Origin of the sequence: Cellulosimicrobium sp. CpK407 (assembly GCF_051844275.1) — a bacterium.
GTDB classification, from domain to species: Bacteria; Actinomycetota; Actinomycetes; order Actinomycetales; family Cellulomonadaceae; genus Cellulosimicrobium; species Cellulosimicrobium cellulans_G.
In genome coordinates this window covers 1-15,763 of sequence record NZ_JBGNYC010000077.1, presented here as the reverse complement: position 1 = coordinate 15,763, position 15,763 = coordinate 1, and the positions used below count along the sequence as shown (strand labels likewise).

Sequence of the window (15,763 nt, the reverse complement as noted above, 5' to 3'; positions counted from 1 at the left end):
TCGCGGCTCCCGCCAGGCCCGACCACGACGCGGCACCACCACCCACCCCGACCTGCGTCGCCTCGCCCCGGTCTTCGCCCACCTGGGGCGACTGCCCGCGGTGTCGGTCCCGCCGTGCCGTGGCGTCCCACGGGGGCGCCTCCGGTCGTGATGGGCGGCCTGCTGCGGCTGGCGGCCTGAGCGCGGTGGGTGACCGGTCGCCGTCGGGCATGACCAGGGTTCTACCTCGCGCCTCCAGGGTTCTACCTCGCGTGACCACGGTTCTACGTCGTGCGACCACGGTTCGGCCTCGCGTGAGCACCGGGTCGCTGGAGCGCGCACGCGGGACCGATCTGTCCACGGTTCCGCAGACCGGGCCACCGGCCGCGGGCACTGGTCAGTCGCGGGTGCGGAGCTCGGTGAGCAGGGGGCGGTGGTCGGAGGCGGTGACGTCGAGGACCTCGAAGGAGCGGAAGGTCATGGGTTCGGAGCCGAAGACCCAGTCGATGCGGTGTGCCGGGGCGACCGCGGGCGACGTGAGCGCGTCGCGGTCGCCGGCGGCGTCCTGGCCGCTCTCGAGCCCGTGCTCCTCCACCAGGGTGATCTCCTCCCAGCCGGGCTCGGCGTTGAGGTCGCCCGCGAGGACGTAGGCGCCCTCGACCGGCTCGTCGGCGAGGAGCGTCCCCAGCTGGTCGAGCCGGGTCGGGGTGTTCTCCTCGCGGTGCTGCAGGTGCACGGACGTCACGCGCACCGGGACGCCCGCGGCGTCGAGGGTCGCGGAGACCGCCGAGCGCTCCTGCGGTCCGGCGCCGTAGGGCAGGGCGTGGCGCGCGACGTCGGCGAGGTCGCCGCGCAGCGGGTCCCAGAGGATCGCGTTGCCGAACTGCCGGTCCGCGGCGGGGACGAAGACGACACGCATCCCCGTCTCGCGCGCGAGGAACGTCGCCATGTCGGCGCCGCCGCCGAGCACCCAGCCGCGGGACACCTCCTGCAGGGTGACGACGTCCGCACCGGAGTCCTCGATGGTCGCGACCATCTCGTCGAGCCGGACGGACGGGTCGGCGCTCACGCCGTAGTGCAGGTTCCAGTCGAGCAGGCGCAGGTCGCCGACGGGCTGGTCGGCGACGGCGGACGTCGTGGTCGGGACGTGGACCTGCGTGACCCCGACGAGCGCGAGCACCGCGACCGCCCCGCCGACGGCGAGCGCCGGGATCTTTGCGCGACCGGCGGCCGGCGTCGTGCCCGACGTCGCGGGGTCGCCCGCGGAGGCCGTGGCGCCTCGGGCGCGGAGCCCGGCGACGACGGCGGGCACGGCGAGTGCGAGCGCCGCGGCGACGGGGACGAGGGTGTGCGGGAAGGGGAGCGGGACGTCGTACTCGAGCTGGTACCCGAGCAGGGGCACCGCGATCCCGAGCCCGGCGACGCTCGCGGCACCGGCGAGGCGCAGCCAGGTGAGCGGGCGCGCCCCGCGCGTCAGGGCGAGCGCGAGCGTGCGGGCGGCTGCGGGGACGAGGAGCACGAGCAGGACGAGGAGCGCCCAGCCCCCGACGGTCCCCGGCCCGTCCAGGCGCGGCACGGCGAGGAACACGACGGCGACGCCCACGACGAGCAGCGCGGGGGACACCCACGGTGAACCCCGCCGGGTCGCGCGGCCCGCCCACGGGACGAACCACGCGGCGAGCACGGCGGCGACGGCGAGCGCGGTGACGGCGAACGGCAGCGCGACGCCCGTCTGGGACGCGGCGAACGCCGGGTTGGCGAGCGCCTGCACCAGGAGCGCGACGAACGGGCCGAGCACCCACAGCCCGCGCGACCCCGGCCAGGCCGCGCGCCCTCGCAGCGCCCACGCGCACGCGACGGCACCGGCGGCGACGACGGCCGTCACGACCCACCCCGCGACGTCGGCGCGCCAGTACGCGTCCCAGGTGCCGAGCACCGCGCTCAGCACCCCGGCGAGCAGCGCGCCGAGCACGACGCCGAGGGCGACGAGCGACCCGCGCGCGAGCGGGGCGCCGGAGCGGGACGGCGTCCGGCCCGACGCGCCGTCGACCTCCGGTGCGGGGTCCGCACCGCTCGCCGGGCTCCCGCTCGCGAACGTGGCGACGAGCACGAGCACGCCGATCCCGAGCGCGACGGTCGCGAGCCCGACGCCGTAGCGCACGAGGCCGAGGTCCGCGCCTGCGGCGATCGCCGCGCCGAGGCCCTGGAGCACGAGGCGCGCCACGACGAGGGACGCCACCGCGAGGAGCACGACCTTGCCCGTGAGCTCGAGGCGCGCCGCGATCATCACGACGAGGACCCCGGGGGCCGCGTACGTCGCGAGCGCCGTGAGGGCCACGGTGGCGACGCCCGCGGAGAACGCGTGGTCGAGGAGCGGTCCGCTCGACCGCACGAGCTCGACGACGATCGCGGTGACCGCCACGACGAGCAGGAGCGGCACGACGGTCGCCCGGTCGAACCGGGCGGCAGACCGTGACACGGGCCGCGGGGACGGGGGCTGCGCTGCGCTCACGATGCACGACGGTACCGGGCGGTCGCTGTGATCCGCACCACACGATCGGGCCTTCCGTGCCAGACTGAGGGATCGGCTGCGACGGCGCGCCACCACCTCGGCGCGCGAGGAGGCGAGGACGTGGAGACGACCGCTGGGATCTCCCCGCACGCGCAGGGCGCCACGAGCGCCCCGACCGCGACGGACGGCGGGCGGGCGCGCATCGGGCACTGGGTCGCGGGACGCGTGCGGCCCGACGCGGAGCGATACGGGCCGGTCCACGACCCGGCGTCGGGCAGGGTGACGGGACAGGTCGCGCTCGCGTCCGCGGGCGACGTCGACGCCGCGGTCGCGGCGGCGCGGGACGCGTTCCCCGCGTGGCGCGCGACGAGCGTCTCGCGCCGCGTCGAGATCCTCTTCGCGTTCCACCAGCTGCTCGTGGAGCACCGCGACGAGATCGCCGCGGTGGTGAGCGCCGAGCACGGCAAGGTGCTCGCCGACGCGGCGGGCGAGGTCGCCCGCGCGCTCGAGTGCGTCGAGTTCGCGTGCGGGATCGGCCAGCTCCTCAAGGGCGGGTACACCGAGCAGGCGTCGTCGGGCGTGGACGTGCACGAGGTGAAGCAGGCCCTCGGCGTCGTCGCCTGCGTCACGCCGTTCAACTTCCCGGCCATGGTGCCGCTGTGGATGATCCCCAACGCGATCGCGTGCGGGAACACGGTCGTGCTCAAGCCGAGCGAGCGCGACCCGTCGGCGTCGCTCGTCGTCGCGCGGCTGCTCCAGGAGGCCGGGCTGCCCGACGGCGTCGTGAACGTCGTGCAGGGCGACCGGGTCGCGGTGGAGCGCCTGCTGGAGCACCCCGACGTGGAGGCCGTGAGCTTCGTCGGCTCGACGCCCGTCGCCCGCCACGTGTACGAGACGGGGACGCGGCACGGCAAGCGGGTCCAGGCCCTCGGCGGCGCGAAGAACCACATGGTGGTCCTGCCCGACGCCGACGTGGACGTCGCGGCGGACGCGGCGGTCTCCGCGGCGTACGGGTCGGCGGGCGAGCGGTGCATGGCGGTCTCCGTGCTCGTCGCCGTGGGCGCGGTGGCCGACCCGCTCGTCGAGGCGATCCGCGAGCGCGTGGCGCGCCTCGTCGTCGGGCCGGGCTCCGACCCCGCGTCGCAGATGGGACCCCTCATCACGGCCGAGCACCGCGACCGGGTCGCGGCGCGCGTCGGCACGGCGGCCGAGGAGGGCGCGACGCTCGTCGTCGACGGCCGCCGGGCGCCCGACGGCACCCCCGACCTGGGGGAGGGGTTCTTCCTGCACCCCACGCTCGTCGACCACGTGCGCCCCGAGCACACGGTGTACCGCGAGGAGATCTTCGGGCCCGTGCTGTCGGTCGTGCGCGCCGAGTCCTACGACGAGGCCGTCGGGCTCGTGAACGACAACCCGTACGGCAACGGTGCCGCGATCTTCACGCGCGACGGCGGCGCGGCGCGCGCGTTCGAGGTCGACGCCCGGGCGGGCATGATCGGCGTCAACGTCCCCATCCCCGTACCGGTCGGCTACTACTCGTTCGGTGGCTGGAAGAGCTCGCTGTTCGGGGACCTGCACGTCTACGGGCCCCAGAGCGTGCAGTTCTACACGCGCACCAAGGTCGTCACGACGCGCTGGCCCGACCCGTCCACGGCGGGCGTCGACCTCGGCTTCCCCCGGACCCGGTGAGCGACCGATGACGACGGAGGAGCTCGCCCGGCGCACGTCGCGCACGCGCGCCGACGACCGGTACGTCTTCCACTCCTGGTCCGCGCAGGGCGCGATCGACCCGCTGCCCGTCGCGGGCGGCGAGGGCGCGTGGTTCTGGGACGAGGACGGCAACCGCTACCTCGACTTCGCGTCGCAGCTCGTCAACCTCAACCTGGGCCACCAGCACCCGCGCCTCGTCGCCGCGCTCCAGGCCCAGGCCGGGCGCCTCGCGACGGTCGGGCCGACCTTCGCCAACGACGTGCGCGGCGAGCTCGCCCGGCTCATCGCGGAGCGCGCGCCGGGAGCGGCGGGCGACGAGCGACGCTGGCGGGTCTTCTTCACGAACGGCGGCGCGGACGCCGTCGAGAACGCCGTGCGGCTCGCGCGCCTGCACACGGGGCGCGCCAAGGTGCTCGCCGCGTACCGGTCGTACCACGGCAACACCACGACGGCGATCTCCCTCACGGGCGACCCGCGTCGGTGGCCCAACGAGGTCTCGCCCGACCCGCACGTGCGCCACTTCCTCGGGCCGTACACGTACCGGTCGTCGTTCGGGGCGGCCGACGACGCGCAGGAGGGGGAGCGTGCGCTCGCCCACCTGCGGGACGTCGTGCAGCTCGAGGGGCCGGGGACGATCGCGGCGATCCTGCTCGAGACGATCGTCGGGACCAACGGCGTGCTGGTCCCGCCCGACGGCTACCTCGCGGGCGTGCGCGCGCTGTGCGACGAGCACGGGATCCTCCTCGTCACCGACGAGGTCATGGTCGGGTTCGGACGCGTGGGCGAGTGGTTCGCGGTGGACCGGTGGGGCGTCGTGCCGGACCTCGTGACCTTCGCCAAGGGCGTGAACTCGGGCTACGTGCCGCTCGGCGGCGTCGTGATCGGCGAGCACGTCGCGCGGACCTTCGACGACCGCGTGTTCCCCGGCGGGCTCACCTACTCCGGCCACCCGCTCGCGTGCGCCGTCGGGGTCGAGTCGGTCCGCACGTTCGAGGACGAGCGGATCCTGGAGCGGGTGCGCACGCTCGGCGCCGACGTGATCGGGCCGCGGATGCGCGAGATCGCCGCCCGGCACCCGAGCGTCGGGGAGGTTCGCGGGCTCGGGTTCTTCTGGGCGGTCGAGCTCGTGCGCGACCGGGAGACCCGCGAGCCCCTCGTCCCGTTCAACGCGAGCGGGCCCGCAGCCGCGCCGATGGCCGCCGTCGTCGCCGCGGTCAAGGAGCGCGGCGTGTGGCCGTTCGTGCACGTCAACCGTCTGCACGTCGCGCCGCCGCTCGTCACGTCCGCCGCCGACCTCGAGCACGGCCTCGCGGCGATCGACGCGGCGCTCGACGTCGCCGACGAGCAGGCCGAGGCGGTGCGGGCATGAGATGGGCCCGGTTCGCGTCCCCAGACCAGGCCCATCTCATGCCCACAACCGAGGAGGGGTCATGACGACCGTGCGAGCCGCGCTCACCCAGGTCCGCTGGACGGGCGACAAGGAGTCGATGATCGACGCCCACGAGAAGCACCTGCGCGACGCCGCCGACCAGGGCGCGAGGCTCGTGTGCTTCCAGGAGCTGTTCTACGGGCCGTACTTCTGCCAGGTGCAGGACGCCGCGTACTACGCGTACGCCGAGTCCGTCCCGGGGCCCACGGTCGAGCGGTTCTCGGCGCTCGCGGCCGAGCTCGGGACCGTCGTCGTGCTGCCCGTGTACGAGGAGGAGCAGCCGGGCGTGCTCTACAACACGGCGGCCGTGATCGACGCGGACGGGCGCTACCTCGGCAAGTACCGCAAGACGCACATCCCGCACGTGCGCGGGTTCTGGGAGAAGTTCTACTTCCGCCCCGGCAACCTCGGCTACCCGGTGTTCGACACCGCCGTGGGGCGCGTGGGCGTCTACATCTGCTACGACCGGCACTTCCCCGAGGGCTGGCGCGCGCTCGGCCTGAACGGGGCGGAGATCGTGCTCAACCCCAGCGCGACGAGCCGCGGGCTGTCGAACTACCTGTGGAAGCTCGAGCAGCCGGCGGCGGCGGTCGCGAACGAGTACTACGTCGGCGCGATCAACCGGGTGGGCGTCGAGGACCTGGGCGACGACGACTTCTACGGCACGTCGTACTTCGTCGACCCCGAGGGCGCGTTCGTCGGGGACCCCGCGGACGACCACGAGGAGGAGCTCGTGGTGCGCGACCTCGACCTGGACCTCCTGCGCGTCGTGCGCGACCGGTGGCAGTTCTACCGCGACCGCCGTCCCGACGCCTACGACGACCTCACCCGGCCGTGACCCGAGGATTCCGAGAGGGGAGCACGCGATGCCGCACACGCTGATCCGGGGCGGGACCGTCGTCGGGCCCACGGGCTCGACGCTCGCCGACGTGCTGGTCGACGGCGAGCAGGTCGCCGCGCTGCTGCGCCCCGGGGACCAGAGCCTGGGCGCCGACCTGGCCGCGACGGCCGAGCGCGTGATCGACGCGACCGGCAAGTACGTCATCCCGGGCGCCGTCGACTGCCACACGCACATGGAGCTGCCGTTCGGCGGGACGAACGCGTCGGACACGTTCGAGACCGGGACGCGCGCCGCAGCGTGGGGCGGGACGACGACGATCGTCGACTTCGCCGTCCAGCGCACCGGCGAGCGCGTCCAGGACGGGCTCGCCGCGTGGCACGCCAAGGCGGACGGGAAGTGCGCGATCGACTACGGGTTCCACCAGATCCTCGGCGGCGTCGACGACGACTCGCTCAAGGCCATGGACGAGCTCGTGGGCGAGGGCATCACGAGCTTCAAGCTCTTCATGGCCTACCCGGGCGTGTTCTACAGCGACGACGGGCAGATCCTGCGCGCGATGCAGAAGGCGCGCGACAACGGGTCGGTGATCATGATGCACGCCGAGAACGGCATCGCGATCGACGTGCTCGTGCGCGAGGCGCTCGACCGCGGCGACACCGCTCCGTACTTCCACGGCACGAGCCGCCCGTGGGAGACGGAGGAGGAGGCGACGCACCGCGCGATCATGCTCGCGCGCCTGACCGGGGCGCCGCTGTACGTCGTGCACATGTCGGCCAAGCAGGCCGTGGCGACGCTCGCCCGCGCGCGCGACGAGGGCTGGAACGTGTTCGGCGAGACGTGCCCGCAGTACCTCTACCTCTCGCTCGAGGAGCAGCTCGGCGCGCGCAGCGACGAGTGGGGCGACTTCGAGGGCGCCAAGTGGGTGTGCTCGACGCCGCTGCGCTCGCGCGCCGAGGGCCACCAGGACGAGCTGTGGCGGTACCTGCGCACGGGGGACCTGTCCGTCGTGAGCACCGACCACTGCCCGTTCTGCATGAAGGAGCAGAAGGAGCTCGGCCTCGGCGACTTCTCGAAGATCCCCAACGGGATCGGGGGCGTCGAGCACCGCCTCGACCTGCTCTACCAGGGCGTCGTCGACGGGCGGATCTCGCGCGAGCGGTGGGTCGAGCTGTGCTGCACGACGCCGGCCCGCATGTTCGGGCTCGACGGCCGCAAGGGCGTGCTCGCCCCGGGCGCGGACGCCGACGTCGTCGTCTACGACCCCGCCGGGCGCACCTCGATCGGGTACGGGAAGACGCACCACATGAGCATGGACCACTCGGCGTGGGAGGGGTTCGAGGTCGACGGGCACGTCGACCTCGTCATGTCCCGCGGGCGCGTCGTCGTCGAGGACGGCACGTACCACGGCAGCCCCGGGCACGGGCGGTTCCTGCGCCGCGGGCTGTCGGCGTACCTGCGCTGAGCGCGGTCCGGATCGGAGGCGGGCATGGACCTCGGGGTGGTGCTGCAGAACGACCCGCCCGCGTGGCGGGTCGTCGACCTCGCGCGGCAGGCGGAGACGTACGGCTTCTCGCACGTGTGGACGTTCGACTCGCACCTGCTGTGGGAGGAGCCGTTCGTCGTCTACTCCCAGATCCTCGCGGCCACGCACCGGGTGACGGTCGGCCCCATGGTCACCAACCCCGCCACGCGCGACGTCACCGTCACCGCCTCGCTCTTCGCGACCCTCAACGAGATGTTCGGCAACCGGACGATCTGCGGGATCGGCCGGGGGGACTCCGCCGTGCGCGTCATCAACGGGCGGCCCGTCACGCTCGCCGAGCTCCGCGAGGCCATCGGCGTGATCCGCGGCCTCGCGTCCGGGGAGGCGGTCCAGTACCGCGGCTCGACGCTGCGCCTGCCGTGGAACCCGGGCTCCCGGCTTCCCGTGTGGGTCGCGGCGTACGGGCCCAAGGCGCTCGCCCTCGCCGGGGAGGTGGGCGACGGGTTCATCCTCCAGCTCGCGGACCCCGACGTCGTCGCGTGGTCGGTCGCCGCCGTGCGGGCCGCGGCCGAGCGCGCGGGGCGCGACCCGGACGCGGTGCGCGTCTGCGTGGCCGCGCCCGCCTACGTGACCAGCACGGCGCCGTCGAACGGGGAAGGGCGGCGGGCGCTCGCGCACGCCTACGACCAGTGCCGGTGGTTCGGCGGGATGGTCGGCAACCACGTCGCGGAGATCGTCGCGCGCTACGGACCGGGCGGGTCCGAGGAGGGCGCCGGCGTGACGATCCCGCACGCGCTCACCGACTTCGTGGCCGGGCGCGAGGGCTACGACTACAACGAGCACGGGCGCGCGGGCAACACGCACACCGCGTTCGTGACGGACGAGATCGTCGACCGGTTCTGCCTCGTCGGTCCGGCGGAACGGCACGTCGAGCGGCTGCGGGAGCTCGCCGCGCTCGGGGTCGACCAGTTCGCCCTCTACCTCCAGCACGACGCCAAGGACGAGACCCTGCGCGCGTACGGCGAGACGGTCGGCCCCACCGTGCGCGACCTCGTCCGCGCGCGCGAGTGAACGTGCGGGGACGCCCCGCGCGACGTCCCGCCCGACGGCCCGCGTGACCGGACCCACGTGACTGCCCGAGCGCGACGGGACCTTCGGCCCTGTCCGGGCCCACCGCCGTATTCCTACGGTCGGGACCGTGCAAAACCCTCGGGACGTGACGAGCAGGACGCCGTTCCGCGCGCTCCTCGTGCTGCCCGCCGGTGTGGCGCTGCTCACGGGGCTCGCGACCGGGCTCGCCCTGCTCGGGCTCCCGTCGCCCGTCCCCGCCGCGCGGGTCCAGGACGCGCACGGCCTGCTCATGGTCCTCGGGTTCGTCGGCACGCTCGTCGCGCTCGAGCGCGCCGTCGCCGTGCGGCGACCGGTCGCCTACCTCGCGCCCGCCGCGCTCGGCCTCGGAGCGCTCGCGCTCCTCGCGCCCCTGCCCCGCGCGGTCGGCCAGGGGCTCCTCGTCGCGGGGACGCTGGGGCTCGTCGCGATCTACGCCGTCGTGTGGCGACGGCAGCCCGCCGTCGCGACGGCGGTCCAGGCCGCCGGCGCCGTGCTCGCCGTGGGCGGCGCCGCGCTCTGGGGCGCGGGGCTCGCCGTGCCGGACCTGCTGCCGTGGCTCGTCGGGTTCGTCGCCTGGACCGTGCTCGGCGAGCGCGTCGAGCTCGCGCGGCTCGAGATCGACGCCCGCGCCGAGCGCACGGTCCTCGCCGGGGCGCTGGTCTTTCTCGGCGCCGCGTGCCTCGCCCTGCTCGCGCCCGCACCCGGGTATGCCGTCGCCGGGGCGGCGCTCGCGGCGTCGGCCGTCACGCTGCTGCGGCACGACGTCGCACGTCGCACCGTCCGTGGTCGCGGGCTGCCGCGCTTCGCCGCGGCGGCGATGCTCGCGGGCTACGCGTGGCTCGTGCTCGCGGGCGCGGCCTGGGTGTTCCTCGCGGCCGGTGCCGGGCCCTCGGGCCTCGGCCCCGCGGTGACGCTGCGGTCCGGGCCGACGTACGACGCCGTCGTGCACGCGGTGTTCCTCGGGTTCGGGCTGTCGATGATCGTGGCGCACGCGCCCCTCATCCTCCCGGCCGTGCTGCGCCGTCCGCTCCCGTACCGCGCCGCGATGTGGGCGCCGCTCGTCCTGCTGCACGCCTCGCTCGCCGTCCGGGTCGCCGGTGACCTCGCGGGCGACGGACCGGGCGCGGTCGCGGCCGTCCGCGTCGGCGGCGTCGGGAACGTCGTCGCCGTCCTCGCGTTCGTCGGCGTCGCGATGTGGTCGGCACTGCTCCGCGACCAGAGCTCTACCTCGCGTGACCAGAGCTCTACCTCGGCCGACCGGGCCTCTACCTTGCGTGACCAGGGCTCTACCTCGGCTGACCGGGGCTCTACCTCGCGCGACCAGTGCTCTCCCTCGGCCCCGTCCGCTGCGCTCCCGATCGTCCCCGGAAGGTGACCGTGCCCGCGTCGCCCGAGCGACCTTCGCTCCTGACCGCCGGACCCGCCGGACCGCTGCCCGGCACGCAGAAGGTCGGAGGAACGGGCCGGAACCTGTGGCTCCACGCGCTCGTCCTCGGCTGGTTCGTCGCCGAGGCGGTGCTCGTCGTGGTGCACCGGTTCGTGCCCGACGCGCTGTGGCTCATGGTCCACGTGCTCATGCTCGGTGCGGTGAGCACGGCGATCCTCGTGTGGAGCCAGCACTTCGCCGACACGATGCTGCGCCGCCAGGCGCCGGGCGGGCGCCCGCTGCACGTCGCGCGGCTCGCCGCGCACACGGTCGGCGCGCTGCTCGTCGTCGCGGGGCTGCTCACTGACGTGTGGTCCCTCGTCGTGGCGGGCGGGGTGCTCGTGGGCACGGGCGCGGTGACGCACGCGACGGTGCTCGTGCTCCAGGGCCGCGGCGCGCTGCCGTCGCGCTTCGGCCGGCTCGTCCGCTACTACGTGGTCGCCGCGGCGTGCCTCCCGGTCGGCGTGACGCTCGGCGTCCTCCTGGCCCGTGGCGGCGCGGGGACGGAGGCGTACGGCCGCCTCTACGTGGCGCACGTGACGCTCAACGTCCTCGGGTGGGTGGGGCTCACCGTGCTCGGCACGCTCGTGCTCCTGTGGCCGACCGTGCTGCGCACCCGCATCGAGCCCGACGCCGATGTCGCGGCCCGCCGCGCGCTCCCGGTGCTCACCGCGGGGATCCTGCTCGTCGTCGCGGCGTGCGCGGTCGGTTGGCGACCCCTCGTCGCCGCCGGGGCGACCGTGGTGCTGGGTGGCACGGTGACCGTCGGGCGGCACCTCGCGGCCCAGGGCCGGGCCGCGCGGCGCGGCGCGTGGGGGTTCGCCGCGTGGAGCCTCGCCGCGTCGGTCGTGTGGTTCGCCGGGAGCGTGGCCGCGTTCGGGGCCCGGGTCGCGACGGCGCCGTCGTGGGCCGACGCGCAGGACGCGATCGGCGGGCTGCTGCTCCCGTTCGTCGTCGGGTTCGCCGCGCAGGTGCTCCTCGGCGCGCTCACGTACCTCGTCCCCGTCGTGCTCGGCGGCGGCCCCGCACGACGGCGGCGCACCGAGGCCGTCGTCGGCGCCGGAGGCGCGTACCGCGTGCTCGTCGCGAACGGCGGGCTCGCGCTGTACCTCCTGCCGCTGCCGTCGTGGGTGCGCGTCGGTCTGTCGCTCGTCGTCTTCGCGACCTTCCTCGCGTTCCTCGTGCTCGCGCTGCGCGCCGTGGTCGTCTCGCGGGGCGGCCCGGTCCCCGCGGGAGAGACGGTCCCGCGGGGCCGCCCGGACCCGGCGGGCGAGACGGTCCAGCGCCCGGAAGCGTCCCGGCCGACGGCGGCCCCGTCCCCGGCCCAGCCGCCCGGACGGGGTGCGGCGAGCCCCGCGGCGGACGCTCCGGCGTCGGGCACGCGCCGCGGCGAGGCCGCCCGTGCCGTCGCCGCCCGCCGGGACGCGCAGGCGCGCAGGCCGCTCGCGGGCGCGGTGACGGCCGCCGTCGCGACGCTCGCGCTCGCGGTCGTGGGCGGCGTCGCGGCCGACCCGGTCGCGGCCGGCGTGGGGTCGGGGGTCGTGGGCGGCGGTGCCGTCGCCGGGACCGGAGGGGCCGGTGTCCCGGTCGCGGCGACCGGCCGCACGACGACCGTGCAGGTCGACGCCGTCGACATGCGCTTCGTCCCGGACACGATCAGCGTGCCCGCGGGCGACCGGCTCGTCATCGAGCTGACGAACACCGACGACGACGTGCACGATCTGGTCCTCGCCGACGGCGCGACGACGGGTCGCGTGGCGCCGGGCGCGACCGCGACCCTCGACGCGGGCGTCGTGAGCCGCGACCTCGACGGGTGGTGCTCCGTGGCCGGCCACCGGCTCATGGGCATGACGCTCACGGTGGAGGTCACAGGGGGCGCGGCGCTCGCCGACCCACCGGGCCCGGAGGAGTCGCCCGCGGCCGAGGGGGCGCACGCGGGGCACGGGACGTCCCCGGGAACGGACTCGCTCGGCGTGGCGGACGCCGACCTCCTGGGCGGGCCCGGGGACGGGTTCGTCGCGCGCGACGCGACCCTTGCGCCGGCCGAGACGGACCCGTCCGGCGGGCCCGTCGTGCACCGGCGGACCCTCACCGTGACGGAGGCGGCGCAGGAGGTGGCGCCCGGCGTCGAGCAGACCGTGTGGACGTTCGGCGGGACCGCGCCCGGGCCCGTGCTGCGGGGGAAGGTCGGCGACGTCTTCGAGATCACCCTCGTCAACGACGGGACGATCGGGCACTCGATCGACTTCCACGCGGGCGCGCTCGCGCCCGACGAGCCGATGCGGACCATCGCGCCGGGGGAGTCGCTCACCTACCGCTTCACGGCGACCCGGGCGGGGATCTGGATGTACCACTGCTCGACCATGCCCATGTCGCTGCACATCGCGAACGGCATGTTCGGCGCGGTGATCGTCGACCCGCCGGACCTCGCCCCCGTGGACCGTGAGTACGTCGTCGTGCAGTCCGAGCTCTACCTCGGCGCGCAGGGCGCGTCGGCCGACGACGCGAAGGTCGCCGCCGCCGAGCCCGACCTCCTCACGTTCAACGGGTACGCGAACCAGTACCGCTATGACCCGCTCGGTGCCCGGGTGGGCGAGCGCGTGCGCGTCTGGGTGCTCGACGCCGGTCCGAACCGCCCGAGCGCGTTCCACGTCGTCGGCGGCCAGTTCGACACCGTCTACCACGAGGGCGCCTACGCGCTCCCGCCGGGCACGTCCGGCGGCAGCCAGGTGCTCGGCCTGCTGCCCGCGCAGGGCGGGTTCGTCGAGCTCACGTTCCCCGAGGCCGGGACCTACTCGTTCGTCACGCACGCCATGTCCGACGCCGAGCGCGGCGCGTCCGGGGCGTTCGCCGTGACGCCCTGACCGGCCCGCCCCGCCGGCGTCGTCGTCCGTGCCGGCAGCACCGCAGACCCAGCACCCCACCCGGCGCTCGCGCCACGACCAGGAGGACCACCATGGCAGCAGAACCGATCGAGATCACCGAGCCTCCGCAGCACGCGGCCGTGCGCGACGACGGGGTCGAGGAGGGGCACGCCTGCGGGTGCGCGCACGACGACGCCGAGATCGTCCTCGACGTCCGCACGATCCCGCACGCCGTGCGTCACGGCGTCGTCTTCGGGGCGCTCGAGGCGCTCGCGCCCGGGGACGGGCTCGTCCTCGTCGCGCCGCACGACCCGCTCCCGCTGCTCGCGCAGCTCGAGGGACGCGAGCCCGGCGCGTTCGACCGCGAGTACCTGTCGCGCGAGGCGACCGAGGTGAGGATCCGCCTCACGCGCCGCCCTGTGCCCGCACAGGCCTGAGCGGCCGGGCCGACACGGTCCCGGCACGACACGACGCCCGGCGGCGCGGGGATGGCCGCCGGGCGTCGTCGTGCGCGCACCGGATCGAGCGAGGACGGTCCTCGCTACGGGGTCGTCGGGGGCTCCCAGCCGCGGCGCGGTGCGCGCGACGTCGTCGCGACCGCGCGGCGCCGGTAGACGACGTACGGCCGCGTGAGGTAGCCGAGCGGCGCGGAGAACACGTGCACGAGGCGCGTGAACGGCCACAGGGCGAACAGCGCCAGGCCGCACAGGACGTGGAGCTGGAACGCGAGCGGGACGTCGGCCATGAGCGACGGGTCGGGCTGGAACGTGAGCAGCGAGCGGAACCACGGCGAGATCGAGCCGCGGTAGTCGTACCCGCCGCCGAATATCTGGTGCTGGACCGTCGCGAGCGTGCCGAACCCGATCGCGGCGCCGAGCACGACGTACATGAGCTTGTCCGTGCGCGTGGTCACGCGGAAGACCGCGCCGGAGAGCCTCCGGCGCAGGACGAGGATCACGAGCCCGACGACCGTGAGGACGGCCGCGAACGTCCCGGCGAACGTCGCGACGAGGTGGTAGGCGTGCTCGCCCACGCCGACGGCCTCCAGCCACGGGCGCGGCACGAGGATCCCGACGACGTGCCCGCCGATCACCATGAGGATGCCGACGTGGAACAGCGGCGAGCCGAGGCGCAGCCAGCGGTTCTCGTAGAGCTGCGACGAGCGCGTGGTCCAGCCGAACTGGTCGTAGCGGTACCGCCACACGTGCCCGACGACGAACACCGCCGCCACCGCGTACGGGACGGCGACCCACAGCAGGACGTCGAGCGGGCTCATCGTCGGGTCTCCTCGGTCAGGCTCGGGATCGTGGCGAACGGTGTGAGGTGGGACAGGTCGCTCAGGCCGACGAGCTCGGTGGGCGGTCCCGCGGCGACCAGGTCGCGGAAGCGTGCCGCCGTCTCCGACTGCATCGCGGGCAGCGTCGCGACGAGCGCCGCGACCACGTGGGCGTACGGGCTGCGCAGCGTCTCGAGCGCGGCGCGCAGGACCTCGATGCCGTCGCGGTGCGCGTCGAGCACCATGCCGGCGATCGCGCCGTCCGTGCGCGCGGAGAGCTCGAGCACCGTGGGCAGGTGGTCGGGCAGCTCCGAGCCGTCCGTCTCCCAGCCCGTCGCGCGGAACGCCTCCACGAACGTGACGAGCGCGGCGCCGCGCTTCCGGGTGTCCCCGGCCGCGTAGTACGACAGGTACAGGGAGCACCGGCGCTTGAGGTCGAACGTCGCGACGTAGGCGGCCTGCCGCTCCCCGAGGGACAGGGACGCCGTGGCGTCGAGGAACGCGCGCAGGGGCCGCCGCACGTCGGACGGCAGCCCGGCGACGACGTCCTCGACGTCCGTGCGGTGCGCGGCGGCCTCCGCGGTGGGGTAGTCGAGCAGGAGCGAGATCACCGTGTGCGCGGCGCGGCGCTGGTCGTCCGGCAGGGGACCGGGCGACGCCGCGCTCGTCGAGGACGCCGGCCGGGACCGGGTCGCGCGCCTCATGCCGCACCTCCTGGCGCCTCTGGTCCCGCCGGTCGCGGCGGTGGAAAGAGCCCGCCCGTGTTCCCGTCGCCGTCCCAGGTGAGCAGGTTGACCCGACCCGTGGTGGAGGGGGTGTACGGGCTGGTGGCCCGTTCCTTCTCGCCGACCGCGTGGAACGACTCGCCCGTCGTCGGTCCCGCGCCCCCCATGCCCGGGCCGCCGTCGTAGTCGAGCGAGCACGCCATGTCGCTCAGCTCGCGGGCGATCTCGGTGTGGGCGGTGGGGATGACGTACCGGTCTTCGTACTTCGCGATCGCGAGGAGGCGGTACATCTCCTGGATTTGTTGTCCGGTCATGCCGACGGCGGTGGCGGTGTGTTCGTCGGGTTCGTGGCCGAGGTTGAGGTCGCGCATGTAGGAGCGCATGGCTGCTAGGCGGCGCAGGACCTTC

The 15,763-nt window shown here is 75.0% G+C and carries 11 protein-coding genes and 1 pseudogene; 8 read left to right on the top strand and 4 right to left on the bottom strand.

What is annotated here, in order from left to right; genetic code table 11:
• Positions 1-376 precede the first annotated feature (376 nt).
• A complete protein-coding gene (locus ABWU78_RS20175) occupies positions 377-2,491 on the bottom strand; it encodes an endonuclease/exonuclease/phosphatase family protein (RefSeq protein WP_439159322.1) in 2,115 nt (704 codons plus the stop codon).
• A 201-nt stretch (positions 2,492-2,692) separates the two neighbouring features.
• On the opposite strand from ABWU78_RS20175, the gene ABWU78_RS20170 reads away from it, so the two are divergent.
• The 8 genes from ABWU78_RS20170 to ABWU78_RS20135 all read left to right on the top strand — a co-directional run bounded on the left by ABWU78_RS20170 (position 2,693) and on the right by ABWU78_RS20135 (position 13,791).
• Positions 2,693-4,180 carry a CoA-acylating methylmalonate-semialdehyde dehydrogenase gene (locus tag ABWU78_RS20170; RefSeq protein WP_439159323.1) on the top strand — a complete coding sequence of 496 codons (1,488 nt, stop codon included), beginning with the start codon at positions 2,693-2,695 and terminating at the stop codon, positions 4,178-4,180.
• A gap of 7 nt (positions 4,181-4,187) precedes the next feature.
• Positions 4,188-5,570, top strand: a complete 1,383-nt coding sequence (locus ABWU78_RS20165; RefSeq protein WP_253051108.1) for an aspartate aminotransferase family protein — start codon at positions 4,188-4,190, stop codon at positions 5,568-5,570.
• Positions 5,571-5,631: 61 nt separating this feature from the next.
• Positions 5,632-6,468, top strand: coding sequence for a nitrilase-related carbon-nitrogen hydrolase (locus ABWU78_RS20160; protein ID WP_253051109.1), 837 nt, complete (start codon positions 5,632-5,634; stop codon positions 6,466-6,468).
• Between the two features lie 28 nt (positions 6,469-6,496).
• Positions 6,497-7,933 (top strand): dihydropyrimidinase, encoded by a 1,437-nt coding sequence (gene hydA / locus ABWU78_RS20155; RefSeq protein WP_253051110.1) that lies wholly within the window; start codon positions 6,497-6,499, stop codon positions 7,931-7,933.
• A gap of 24 nt (positions 7,934-7,957) precedes the next feature.
• A complete protein-coding gene (locus tag ABWU78_RS20150) occupies positions 7,958-9,025 on the top strand; it encodes a TIGR03842 family LLM class F420-dependent oxidoreductase (RefSeq protein WP_253051111.1) in 1,068 nt (355 codons plus the stop codon).
• Positions 9,026-9,170: 145 nt separating this feature from the next.
• On the top strand, positions 9,171-10,439 hold the full coding sequence (locus ABWU78_RS20145; protein ID WP_439159321.1) for a hypothetical protein: 1,269 nt from the start codon (positions 9,171-9,173) through the stop codon (positions 10,437-10,439).
• Between the two features lie 2 nt (positions 10,440-10,441).
• Positions 10,442-13,354 (top strand): multicopper oxidase domain-containing protein, encoded by a 2,913-nt coding sequence (locus ABWU78_RS20140; RefSeq protein WP_439159320.1) that lies wholly within the window; start codon positions 10,442-10,444, stop codon positions 13,352-13,354.
• Positions 13,355-13,446: 92 nt separating this feature from the next.
• The gene (locus tag ABWU78_RS20135) at positions 13,447-13,791 is read left to right on the top strand and encodes a DUF2249 domain-containing protein (protein ID WP_439159319.1); all 345 of its coding nucleotides are present in this window, start codon (positions 13,447-13,449) and stop codon (positions 13,789-13,791) included.
• Positions 13,792-13,895: 104 nt separating this feature from the next.
• Here the strand turns inward: ABWU78_RS20135 and narI are convergent, their stop codons facing one another.
• The 3 genes and pseudogenes from narI to narY all read right to left on the bottom strand — a co-directional run.
• Entirely contained in the window at positions 13,896-14,630 is a 735-nt protein-coding gene (gene narI / locus ABWU78_RS20130; RefSeq protein ID WP_439159318.1) for a respiratory nitrate reductase subunit gamma, read from the bottom strand.
• Complete coding sequence (gene narJ / locus ABWU78_RS20125; RefSeq protein ID WP_439159317.1) at positions 14,627-15,334, bottom strand: nitrate reductase molybdenum cofactor assembly chaperone; 708 nt, start codon at positions 15,332-15,334, stop codon at positions 14,627-14,629. Before narJ ends, narI begins: the two co-directional genes overlap by 4 nt.
• A pseudogene (gene narY / locus ABWU78_RS20120) lies at positions 15,331-15,763 on the bottom strand (nitrate reductase subunit beta); the annotation flags it as partial. The pseudogene narY and the gene narJ, both read right to left, overlap by 4 nt.

Excerpts from the sequence above, each read along its gene's own strand:
- ABWU78_RS20165 (WP_253051108.1), top strand. The coding sequence starts at position 4,188 with ATGACGACGGAGGAGCTCGCCCGGCGCACGTCGCGCACGCGCGCCGAC.
- ABWU78_RS20160 (WP_253051109.1), top strand. The coding sequence starts at position 5,632 with ATGACGACCGTGCGAGCCGCGCTCACCCAGGTCCGCTGGACGGGCGAC.
- hydA (WP_253051110.1), top strand. The coding sequence starts at position 6,497 with ATGCCGCACACGCTGATCCGGGGCGGGACCGTCGTCGGGCCCACGGGC.
- ABWU78_RS20150 (WP_253051111.1), top strand. The coding sequence starts at position 7,958 with ATGGACCTCGGGGTGGTGCTGCAGAACGACCCGCCCGCGTGGCGGGTC.
- ABWU78_RS20135 (WP_439159319.1), top strand. The coding sequence starts at position 13,447 with ATGGCAGCAGAACCGATCGAGATCACCGAGCCTCCGCAGCACGCGGCC.
- narI (WP_439159318.1), bottom strand. The coding sequence starts at position 14,630 with ATGAGCCCGCTCGACGTCCTGCTGTGGGTCGCCGTCCCGTACGCGGTG.
- narJ (WP_439159317.1), bottom strand. The coding sequence starts at position 15,334 with ATGAGGCGCGCGACCCGGTCCCGGCCGGCGTCCTCGACGAGCGCGGCG.